Below are 10,802 nucleotides of genomic sequence, written 5' to 3'. Positions count from 1 at the left end.
CGTCGGCTGCGAGGCGGGTGAGCGAAGCCGGTTCCTACGTGGGGCTCGCATCGTCGAGGAAGTGAAGCAACACGGCGGCCTCGGCGCGGAGTCGTGCGATTCGGTGCACGTGCGCGGGCGTGGTCAACTGTGCCGCGGCTTCCAGACGTTCGGCGGCTTCGGCTCTCACGATCTCGACCACACGGTGCTCACTCAGCTCACGCCGAGCCCTCTCCGTGACGCCGACACCGACCGGCGATTGCTCAAGGGCCGAGCCACGAAGCTCGGTTCCCTGCACGGGCACCGCCTCGGCGTTGTCCAGCGCGCCGAGGGTTGCCCGAAGAGCGCTCATCGCGACCTTGTCACCTGCGCGCATCGCTTCCGGGAGCGCTCGACGCATGCGAAGACGTAAAGACATGTCGGCGAGCCTATGGCGGCGCCCTTCGGCCCCACAACGCGAATTGCGTGCTGCGCCAGACCTCCCGCAGCGATCGCCTGGACCGGGGATGTCGTTGCCCTGCCTGGCGGATGCGGCCGTTGGTTCGAAGAACAGGGCAACCGGGACCGTCCCGCACGGGTCTAGCCACCGATGACACACCATCAGGTCTCGTCGTGCGGGGACGCGGCGAACCCAGTGTCCCGAAGGGGGACTCCATGCGTATACGCCCGGCCGTTTCCGTCGCTTTCCTGACGGCCACCCTTTCAGCATCGGTGCTTCCGGCAACCGCCCGAGCGGCGGACACGGCCGCTGCCGACGACACCACGTTCTCGAACATCGTGGTCAATGGAGGCAAGGACATCGTGCTCGGCCTGACCACCAGAGAGACCGTCACGATCACGTGGACGGCCCATGACCCGGAGGGCGTCGCCGCGTCCTGGGCCTACCTGTGGCACGGTCCCAACACCGACGACGCCGACGGCATCCTGCCCCTGTACCCGCCGGCCGGTACATGCGTGGTGTCGCCGACCGACCCGACGACCTCCACCTGCAAGGTGAGCATCGCTGTGAGTACCGCGCGGGACTTCGACCACAACGGCCTCGCCGGCGCCTGGAAGGTGCTCGCCGGGGCGCAGGACACCGACGACAACTGGACGGAGACCGACGTTGCCGGTACGGCGAACTTCAAGCGGAACGCCAAGGTGACGGTCAACGCCTCGCCCGAGCCGGTGAAGAAGGGCAGGACGATCACGGTCACCGGGAAGCTGACCCGCGCCGACTGGGAGAGCGACACCTACACCGGCTATCGGGGGCGGACGGTCCAACTGCAGTTCCGTAAGAAGGGAAGCTCCGTCTACACCACGCTGAAAACCGTCACCAGCGGCGCCGGAGGCACGCTGAAGACCACAACCAAGGCCAAGACCGACGGCTACTACCGCTTCGCCTTCACCGGCACCCCCACCACCGGCGCGTCCACGGCGACAGGCGACTTCGTCGACGTCAGATGACGAACCGCACCCGTTCCGGCCTGTCGGCGCGGTGTCGCGGTCGAACGGCCGGTGATCGTGACGTGGTCGCCCGAGTGCCCGTCCGGTTGCCTGCCGACGGGTGCACGAGCAGGCGGCGTGAGGTGGCCCGGTCGCTGCCCGGCAGCCGCGTCACGGTCGACCTCCGTGCCAAGTTCCATCGCGGCGAGCTGACCCGGCAGAGGACGAGTGACGCGCCGGCGGCCGTTTCCGACCTGCTTGGACCAGGCGAGTCCAAGCGTGCCGAAGAGATGGCATCTCCCTTCGGCACCGTGTCGAGGAGCGGCGGACTCCGGCGTCTCCCGACGCTGCCAGGTCGGCCGACGGATGCGGAAGTCGCAGATGGAGGCGACCATGAGCCTCATCGAGGCGAGTGGAGATGCCCATATGACGCGTTCTGCCAAACCTCTTCGGTATGCCCTGCGCCACCTCGCGCCGACCACGGTGCCCGCGGACCTGACCGGCGCCGCGGGGGGACAGTCGGCCCTGCTCGCGGTCACCGTCGCGATGCAGCCCCGTCCACGGCCGAACCCGCCGACGGGTTCGGAACAGGGGACTGCCCACCCGTAAGCGCACACGGCTCGGAAAGGACACCGATGTCCGGAAGTGGAACCTCCTCCTCATCCAGACAGCTGACACTGGCCGCGATGATCTTCGCGGTGGCGATGACGTTCATCGACCAGACGATCGTGTCCATCGCCGCACCGAACATCCAGGCCGAGCTGGGGCTGACGAACACCGGCGTGCAGTGGGCCATCAACTCCTACCTGCTGGCGATGGCCGCCCTGTTCGCCTTCGGGGGACGGCTGGCCGACACTGTCGGGCACCGGCGCATGGTCATCCTCGGGGTGATCGTCTTCGCCGTCGCGTCCGCACTGTGCGGGCTGACGCCCAAGGGTGGCGCTGCCGAGGGATGGCTGATCGCGTTCCGGGCGCTCCAGGGGGCGGGCGGAGCGCTCATGTACCCGGCCGCCCTGGCCATCGTGGTCAACTCCTACGCGTTGCAGGAGCGAGGCAAGGCACTCGCCCTCTTCTTCGGCGTCGCGGGCGGTCTCACCGCGGTCGGTCCGATCCTCGGCGGCTGGCTGACGCAATGGACCTGGCGGGCCATCTTCTGGGTCAACATCCCCGTCGCCGTCGTGGCACTGGTGCTCATCGCCATGGCGCGTCCACACACCCCGAACCGGCCGGCCCCGATGGACTACCGCGGACTGGCACTCATCGTGGCCGGTGTGGGCCTGAGTATCTTCGGCTTCCAGCAGTCCTATCTGTGGGGCTGGCAGTCCGCGGCGACCTGGCTGTGCATCGTCGTGGGCCTGCTGCTGCTCGTGGTCTTCGTCCTCGTCGAGCGGCGAACCGTCCATCCGCTGCTGGACGTCGAACTCTTCCGCGACCGGGCCTTCTCCGTACAGAACGTCGTCCTGGGCGTGGCCATGGCAGCGTTCGTGCCGGTGTTCTTCTTCACGAGCGTGTACGCGGAGGTCGCCCTCGGAAAGAAGGCGTCCGAGGCCAGCCTCGACCTGCTCTACTTCTTCCTCGGCTTCGTGGTGGCCGCGCAGGTCGGCGGACGCATGCTCGACCGGATCGGCGCCAAGCGGCCCGTGGTCCTGGGCTGCGCACTGGCCTGCGTCGGCTTCTTCCTGTGGGCTGGCCGGGTGACCGAACTGAGCGAGAGCCGCATCGTGTGGTGCATCGTGCTCGCGGGCGCGGGAATGGGGCTGATGCTGGGACAGTCCAACACCGACGCGGTCAACCGCGTACCCCAGCTCTCCTACGGCGAGGCGACCGGAGTCACCCAGACCGTGCGCAACTACGGTTCCAGCCTGGGCCTGGCCGTCCTCGGCACGATCTTCGCCTCGGTGCTGCAGTCACGGATCACCCGGTCCCTGACCGCGCAGGGGATGGCCCACGATGCGGCGAGCCGAGAGGCCAAGTCGATCTCCCAGCTGAGCTCAGGGCAAGGCAGTGGTGGCACCGGGTCCATTCCGCACTTCGTGCGGCTGGGCGTGGCCGAGGCAACCCGCTCGGTGCTGCTCGGCATGAGCGTGATCATGGCCATCGCGTTCGTCGTCGCCCTGTTCGGCCTACGACGCGGAGTCCAACAGGAACTGCCCGCCGACAAGGGGGGATCGAGACTGGCCCCGGCACCGGAAACAGGAGACTGACGGGACGCCACGGCAGGCACAACGAGCGGGGACTGGACCTGTCGGTCACGCCGGGGCGCCGACCGGACCAGCCTGGTGAGGTACGAACTCCGCACATGGTCGGCTTGCGGCCGGGCAACTCGATTCCACCCGACTCGGGACGCCCGGCCGTGCTCGTTCTCCGGTACCCGCACGGGGCCGCCGGGCCGCCGTGATTCCGACATGCCTCAGGTACGGCGTCACCGGCGTTTTCCTTCCCCGTTGTGACTCGGCGTCTGTGCCCACACTTTGACCCCGCGGTGAGTCGACGGTTCGGTGTCGGGCGAAGCCGCCGTCACAGCCGCAGGACGATCAGGGCCGTGTCGTCGGTGTTGCCCTCGGCCGGGAGCAGGTCCGCGAGGAGGGCGTCGGCCAGGGGCTCGGGTTCCGCGTGCCGGTGGCGGGCGAGGGAGTCGGCGAGGCGGGCCAGCCCCTGGTCGATGTCCTCCGTGCGACGCTCGATCAGTCCGTCGGTGTACAGCACGAGGGTGGCGCCCGCGGCGAAGGGGATGCTCGTCTGCGGCCGGCCGACATGTTCGGGTCTGGCGCCCAGGGGCGGGTCGGTGGCCTGGTCGAGGAAGGTCACCGTGCCGTCGGGGTCGAGCAGGGCCGGGGGAGGGTGGCCCGCGCAACTGTAGGTGATGGTGTGGTCGTCCCAGTCGACGAACGTCGTCACCGCGGTGGCCGATTCGGCGCCCTCGACGAAACGGGCGTACAGACCGAGGGCCTCCAGCGCGGAGCCCGGCCCGTCGGCGACCCGGCAGGCCGCGCTCAGGGCACTGCGCAGCTGGCCCATGGCGCAGGCGGCAGCCAGACCGTGCCCGACGACGTCACCGACGGCGACCGCCATTCCGCCGTCGGGCAGGTCGACCAGGTCGTACCAGTCGCCGCAGACGTTCAGGGAGTCCACGGCGGGCCGGTAGCGGACGGCCGCGCGGTGGTGGCCGACCGGTCGCGGCGGGGGCAGCATCGCCGCCTGCAGGGTCAGTGCCACCTCGCGCTCATGGGCGTGGGCCCTGCGCAGCCGCTCGTTGACTTCCTGCAGCTCACGCGCCCGGGTGTACAGCTCGGCCTCCAGTACCCGGGACCGTCTGTCGTCGGCTCGGCCACCGAAGGCCCGGACGAACTCGGTGACCTCCTCCACCCGGTGGACGATCAGCATCACCTTTCCGTCAGGGCCCCGGACGGGCGCGTTGACGGGGCTCCAGAAGTGTTCCACCCAGCGGCCGGGCCGCTGGGGGTCCTCGATGTCGTAGCGGAGCAGTGCCATGGTGTCTCGCTCGCCGGTGGTCACCGCGCGCAGCATCGACTCCCGGGTCTCGCGCATGCCGGCCGCCGCCGGGTCCTTGGGGTTCTCGGGGAAGACATCGAAGATGTAGCGGCCGACCAGCTCCTCGCGGGTACGTCCCGACAGGCGCTCGAAGTCCTCGTTGGCGTCGATGTAGACCAGCTCGGGGGTGAGCAGCGCCACCATGCCGGGCAGGGCGTGGAAGACCGCCGCATGGTCGATCTCCGGAAACTGCATGGCCTGCCCGCTTCGATGCCGAGGGTCACTGTGTCGTTCCACGATAGGAGGGATCCGGCCACGAGGCCCGGAAACGGGTCTTTCGGTCCGGCGAGCAGCGATAATGCCGCGGGCCGTCACCCGACCGGGTGGCCTGCCCCCGAGGGCCGCCCTGGGCGACTGAGCGATGGTATGGCCCGGTGAGCGGCCACGCCGTTCATGAGGCGGCCCCTGTCGAGCCGCCGACGCCCGCGGTGACACGGCGGTATGTACACGGCGGTGTGTGCGTGTGCACCCCGCCGGCCAGGATGAGTACTTCATGCGTATCGGTGATGTCGTCGCGGGCAAGGATGCGCCGCCGCCGCAGCTGTCGGAGCGCGAGCTCGCGGAACGCCGCTGTCGCGCGGCCGAGTTGGCCTCGACCTACCGAAGCGGGTTCCTGTGGCTCGCGGGCCCGGCAACCGTCTGCCGTGGGCAAACTCGTCCTGACCTCGGAGATCGTCAAGCGCGCCGATGGCAGGACAACGTTCGCATGGTCGATGAACTCCCGCCGACCGGCCGGGCCTACGAGACGGTGTCGGCCGGTGGCGGGGCGGTGATTCGGTGGTCACGCGGATGAGCGGGCGTCCGGCACGACCACGGGCCGCCGGCCGGCACTGGACATCCCCGATGCCTCCAGGAGAAGCCCCCCCCGATATTTTCTTCGCGGTTCCGCCGCGCGCCTGGCCCTGGAACGCACTCCCTTGCCCGGCCCGCCGGTGAGCAGGACCTGATGTTCGGGGTTCGTGGAGGTGTCGGTGTCTGCCTACGCCTTCGTACGTCGGAGAGCCGGCACCCTTTGTCTTCTCGGAGGGCTGCCCGGAACACAGGACGGCCGCCAACTGCCTGGGCCGGCGCGCCTCGGCGTGGGGAAACCACGTGGTCGGCGCCGGAGAGGAGGCCCGTACGGGTCTCGATGTCGACGAGGATCGTGGGTGAGGCGCAGGGGCTCGATCGCACCTGATGCTCGGCGCCGAGAACATTCACCGGCCCTGGCGCTTGAGCAGCGCGTCGACGCGGGGGTACACGGCGCGGGCGTTGTGTTCTTGGACCGCCGCCAGGTCGTCCGCGGGCAGCTTGGCCGCCTCCGCGTAGCGGCGGGTGTCGTCGAAGTGGTGGCCGGTGCACGGGTCGATGTCGCGGACGGCGCCGATCATCTCCGAGGCGAAGAGGATGTTGCGGGCCGGGATGACGTCGTAGAGGAGGTCGGAGCCGGGCTGGTGGTAGACGCAGGTGTCGAAGTAGACGTTGTTCAGGACGTGTTGCTCCAGTGGCGGTTTGCCGAGTGCCATCGCGAGGCCCCGGAAGCGGCCCCAGTGGTAGGGGACGGCGCCGCCGCCGTGCGGGATCACCAGGCGCAGGGTCGGGAAGTCGGCGAACAGGTCGCCCTGGACGAGCTGCATGAACGCCGTGGTGTCGGCGTTGAGGTAGTGGGCGCCGGTGGTGTGGAAGGCGGGGTTGACGCTCGTGCTGACGTGGATCATCGCGGGGATGTCGTACTCGGCCATCTTCTCGTAGAGCGGGTACCAGGAGCGGTCGGTGAGGGGTGGGGAGGTCCAGTGGCCGCCTGAGGGGTCGGGGTTGAGGTTGACCGCGACGGCGCCGAACTCCTCGACGCAGCGGGTGAGTTCGGGTACGCAGGTGGCGGGGTCGGTGCCGGGGGACTGCGGGAGCATCGCGGCGGGGGCGAAGCGCTCGGGGTACAACTGGCTGACGCGGTGGCAGAGTTCGTTGCAGATGGCCGCCCAGGCGGCGGAGGTCTCGAAGCCTCCGATGTGGTGTGCCATGAACGACGCGCGGGGCGAGAAGACGGTGATGTCGATGCCGCGTTCGTCCATGAGCCGCAGCTGGTTCGGCTCGATGGTTTCGCGCAGTTCGTCGTCGGCGATGCGCAGGTCCGCGCGGGTGGGGGCGGTGGACGGATCGGTGAGGGAGGCGATCTGCCGCCTGCGCCATGCCTCCAGGGCCGGCGGGGCGGTCGTGTAGTGACCGTGACAGTCGATGATCATGAGTTCTTCCCTCTCGCGGAAGCCTCGTCGTGACGCGGCGCGGGGCTGTGCCGGTCACGCGGTCCAATGTCGTCAAAGAAATCGGGGAGGGGGTACGCCGTCGATCGGCGCAGCCTTTGGGACGCCTGGCGCGGGTGATGTCGCAGGCTCGGAGGCTGCCTCGGGGATGCGTGTCATCGGAAGGTTGCGGCTACGGGCGGTGGTGTGCGGCCGGACACTCGCGCGGCCCCCGGTGCCTGCCGTCCCTGCCGGCCTGAGATCGCCCCGATCGTCCAGCCTTGCCCCGCTTCGCTCGCGGGTGCGTGTCACGCGGCTGTCTGGTACCCGGCATCGAGCTCAGCGTGCAGCCGGTCCCGGTCGATGGCGTTCTCCCATTTCCCGACCACGAGGGTCGCCACGCAGTTGCCGGCGACATTGGTGAAGACGAAGGCGGCCGACAGGATGCTGTGAATACCGACGACCAGGGCGATGCTGTCCACCGGGATCTTGTGCGTCGCGCTCAGGGTCAGTGCCAGCACGGCGAGCGCGGATCCGGACACTCCAGCGCCACCCTTGGACGTGAGCAGCAGGACGAGCAGGAGACCGACCTGCGCCTGCCATCCCAGATCACTCCCGGTCGCCTGCGCCAGAAAGACGCTGACCGAGGCGAAGTACAGACACGTCCCGTCGTGATTGAAGCTGTACGCGGTGGGAAGCACCAGGCCGACCACGGGCTCGTCCACTCCGAGTTGCTTGAGCTTGGAGGTGAGTTGAGGGAAGACGCTCTCCGACGAACTGGTGCCGAGCACGAGGAACAGCTCCGCGCGGAAGTACCGCAGCAGCTTGAACAGACTGATGCCCGCATACCGCGACACCGGCCAGAGAACCAGGAGGAAGAAGAGCAGGACGATCAGATAGAAGACTCCGATCAGTTTCCCGAGCGAGGTCAGTGTGCCCAGTCCGTACTTGGACACGGTGAACGCGATGGCGCCGAAGGCCGCGAGCGGTGCGATGCGCATGACCTTGCCGATGATCCAGAACAGGGTCTGCTGGACGCTGCCGACGATGTCCAGTACGGGTTGCGCCCGGTCGCCGAGAGAGGCCAGCCCGCAGGCGAACAGGACGGAGAACACCAGGACTTGAAGGATGTCTCCTTCGGCGAACGCCTGTACCGCGGATGTGGGCACCAGACTGACGAGGAAGTCGTCGAAGCCTTCCGACTTGGCGGGTGCGGTGTTCGCCGCCGCGTGCAGTGACGACGGATCTATGTGCATGCCCGCACCGGGGCGGAGCACGTTGACCACGACGAGCCCGATGACGAGGGCGATCGTCGTGATCACCTCGAAGTACACGAGCGCGCGCACCGCGATACGGCCGACCTTGCCGAGATCACGGACACTGGCGATGCCGTGGGTGACGGTGCAGAAGATGATGAGGCCGACGACCATCTGGATGAGGTGGATGAAGATGTCGCCGAGGAACTGAAGATGGTGTCCGACGGACGGGGCGAAATTGCCCACGACGACGCCCAGTGCGACTCCGGCGATCACCTGGAAGGCGAGGTCGTGGTAGAAGCGGTGGCGCGGTTTGACCGGTTGCACGGGTGTGGCCGTGGATGTTGCTTCACTCATCGTCGTTTCCAGTTTCTTCGTTGAAAGACTGGTGGGGAGAACCGGTCGGGGAACACCGGTGGGGAAATCGGGGAGTGCGGCAGGAGCAGTCGGCGTACGGGGGCTCAGTCGGCGTCGCTGCCGAGAACGCTCCTTGCCGGTTCGAAGATCTCGTCCGGTGTGAGTCCTCTGGGCAGCAGTCCCTGTTCCAGACAGGCCCCCACGATGTGCTCGATGGGCTCACGCAGGCGGTCGAAGCCGAAGAGGGTCGGGGACGGTACGCCGGCCGGGCGCTCGACGGCCGCGTCGGCCCTGAGCAGAAGGTGATACGCCGCTCGGACCGCCTGCGGGTCCCGGCGGCAGGCCGACGCACCGGCGACGACCATGTGGTTGACGGGCAGGTACCCGTGCTGGTGCCACCACCGCTCGTCGCGAGCGTCGGCGTCCGGGACGACGCGAACGAACTCCTCTCCCTCGGGGAGATCGTTGCCGAGTATCGCGGCGTCGATCCGGCCCTCGCGCAGCATGTCGGGCAGAGAGGCTCCGCCGCTCCCGCGCCTGACGAAGTCGGGGTCCGTGTACTGGGCCACGTGGGGTTCCTCGTGGGTGATCCAGCGCATGTCGCGTGCCGCCAGTCCGAAGTCCTCGGCGAGGTGCGAGCGCACCCACATGCCCGTGGTCTGGGTGTACGAACGCACACCGACCTGTGTGCCGGCCAGGTGTGCCGGTGCGACAGGTCGTGAGGCGTGGGCGATGAGACAGCCGCGCTGGAAGCGCGCGGCCACCACGGCCGGCAGCAGGACCACGGGACGGCCGTAGGCGATGGCCTGCAAGGCGGTCACGACGGCCAACTCGCAGAGGTCGTAGGCCTCTTCGCGCACCATGGGTGCGAAAGCCCGGTGGACCGGTGCGATGTCGGTGAACGACAGGGTGACCCGCTCGTCACGGAGTTCGCCGCTCTTCAGCTTCGCGGTGTGAGGGTGGTCGGCGAGGACGGTTCGCAGGACGGCGGGCTCAGGCACGGGCTTCGCCCGTCGTCGCGAGGGAGGAATAGAACGCGCGGGCCGTACCGCCGAGGACCGACCTCAGGTCGTCGTCGGAGAGGCTGGACAGCGCGCCGCGGGCCTCGTCGAGGATGTCGGAGAGAGTCCCCTCCGCAGCGGGGAAGTTGGAGCCCCACGCGATACGTCCGGCGCCGTACGAGGCCACCAGGTCCGTCAGGAAAGCCTCGGTCGTGGACTTGCCCGCCCTGGAGGCCTCCAGGGCACGGTGGGTGAGTTTCAGGTGTACACCGGGGTGGACCGCCAACTCGAAGAGTTTCCTCGACAGTTGGTACGGGTGGCCGTCGGACAGGTCGGGGCGCGCGCAGTGGTCGAGCAGTACCCGCACACGGGGAAAACGCTCCAGCAGGTTCTGCAGGGCGGGCAGCCCCTGGATCGTCATCTGCAGACACACGGGGATGTCGTTCTCCTCCGCGTAGGCCCATGCGGGATACGAGCGTTCATGGCCCAGCCAGTCCGCCTGGCCGGGCATCGTGGTCCCGGTGGTGAACAGGCGGAAACCGGAAAGTCCCTGGTCCTGCCACTTCTTGATCTCGGTCACGGCGCCGTCGGCCAGGGCGTCGATCGAGTAGACCCCGACGAACCGGTCCGGGTGGGAGCGGACCGCTTCGGCGACGTATCGGTTGTCGTGGCCGTAGACCGTGGAGGCCTGCACCACCACCGCCCTTGAGATACCCGCGCCGTCGAGTGCGCGCGTCAGGCCGTCGATGTCCACCGGGTGGGCCTGTGACCACGCGGACTGTCGTCCCCCGACAGGGGCGTGGGGATATCGCGCGGTGTCCGGTGAGATGACGTGCGTGTGCGTGTCCACGATCTCCATCAGGCCTCCCAAGGTCTTCGGCTCGGTGTCGGTCGCTCGGCATGGCCGAAAGTCGTGCACCGACTGCACCGACTGAAGTCCAGGGCGGCAAAATTGTCAACAATTTCATCCGAACATTTTTGCAGTTATGAGTCGGCGAAGGTGCCGGCCGGCC

The 10,802-nt window shown here is 68.5% G+C and carries 9 protein-coding genes; 3 read left to right on the top strand and 6 right to left on the bottom strand.

The genetic code is table 11. From position 1 onward, the window contains the following. Positions 1 to 34 precede the first annotated feature (34 nt). Positions 35 to 355 (bottom strand): hypothetical protein, encoded by a 321-nt coding sequence (locus OG504_RS02035; RefSeq protein WP_405996236.1) that lies wholly within the window; start codon positions 353 to 355, stop codon positions 35 to 37. Between the two features lie 278 nt (positions 356 to 633). On the opposite strand from OG504_RS02035, the gene OG504_RS02030 reads away from it, so the two are divergent. Both OG504_RS02030 and OG504_RS02025 read left to right on the top strand, forming a co-directional pair. Then, on the top strand, positions 634 to 1,425 hold the full coding sequence (locus tag OG504_RS02030; RefSeq protein ID WP_405988087.1) for a hypothetical protein: 792 nt from the start codon (positions 634 to 636) through the stop codon (positions 1,423 to 1,425). 665 nt (positions 1,426 to 2,090) lie between these two features. Next, positions 2,091 to 3,608 (top strand): MFS transporter, encoded by a 1,518-nt coding sequence (locus OG504_RS02025; protein WP_405988086.1) that lies wholly within the window; start codon positions 2,091 to 2,093, stop codon positions 3,606 to 3,608. Positions 3,609 to 3,921: 313 nt separating this feature from the next. On the opposite strand, the gene OG504_RS02020 is transcribed toward OG504_RS02025, so the two are convergent. Next, positions 3,922 to 5,151 (bottom strand): PP2C family protein-serine/threonine phosphatase, encoded by a 1,230-nt coding sequence (locus OG504_RS02020; RefSeq protein ID WP_405988085.1) that lies wholly within the window; start codon positions 5,149 to 5,151, stop codon positions 3,922 to 3,924. A 262-nt stretch (positions 5,152 to 5,413) separates the two neighbouring features. Between OG504_RS02020 and OG504_RS02015 the strand changes: the two genes are divergently transcribed. Further along, positions 5,414 to 5,749: a hypothetical protein gene (locus tag OG504_RS02015; protein ID WP_405988084.1), complete on the top strand. Its 336-nt coding sequence runs from the start codon at positions 5,414 to 5,416 to the stop codon at positions 5,747 to 5,749. Positions 5,750 to 6,152: 403 nt separating this feature from the next. Here the strand turns inward: OG504_RS02015 and OG504_RS02010 are convergent, their stop codons facing one another. The 4 genes from OG504_RS02010 to OG504_RS01995 all read right to left on the bottom strand — a co-directional run bounded on the left by OG504_RS02010 (position 6,153) and on the right by OG504_RS01995 (position 10,648). Next, positions 6,153 to 7,178, bottom strand: a complete 1,026-nt coding sequence (locus tag OG504_RS02010) for an amidohydrolase family protein (RefSeq protein ID WP_405988083.1) — start codon at positions 7,176 to 7,178, stop codon at positions 6,153 to 6,155. 305 nt (positions 7,179 to 7,483) lie between these two features. After that, the gene (gene dctA, locus OG504_RS02005; RefSeq protein WP_405988082.1) at positions 7,484 to 8,788 is read right to left on the bottom strand and encodes a C4-dicarboxylate transporter DctA; all 1,305 of its coding nucleotides are present in this window, start codon (positions 8,786 to 8,788) and stop codon (positions 7,484 to 7,486) included. 104 nt (positions 8,789 to 8,892) lie between these two features. Then, positions 8,893 to 9,789: a hypothetical protein gene (locus OG504_RS02000; protein ID WP_405988081.1), complete on the bottom strand. Its 897-nt coding sequence runs from the start codon at positions 9,787 to 9,789 to the stop codon at positions 8,893 to 8,895. Beyond that, positions 9,782 to 10,648, bottom strand: a complete 867-nt coding sequence (locus tag OG504_RS01995; RefSeq protein WP_405988080.1) for an amidohydrolase family protein — start codon at positions 10,646 to 10,648, stop codon at positions 9,782 to 9,784. The genes OG504_RS02000 and OG504_RS01995 overlap by 8 nt, the downstream gene beginning before the upstream one ends. Positions 10,649 to 10,802 lie beyond the last annotated feature (154 nt).

Source organism: Streptomyces sp. NBC_00986 (assembly GCF_045162565.1).
In the GTDB taxonomy this organism is placed as follows: domain Bacteria; phylum Actinomycetota; class Actinomycetes; order Streptomycetales; family Streptomycetaceae; genus Streptomyces.
Note: the sequence above shows the minus strand (reverse complement) of the source record. Positions and strands in the feature narration are given on the sequence as shown.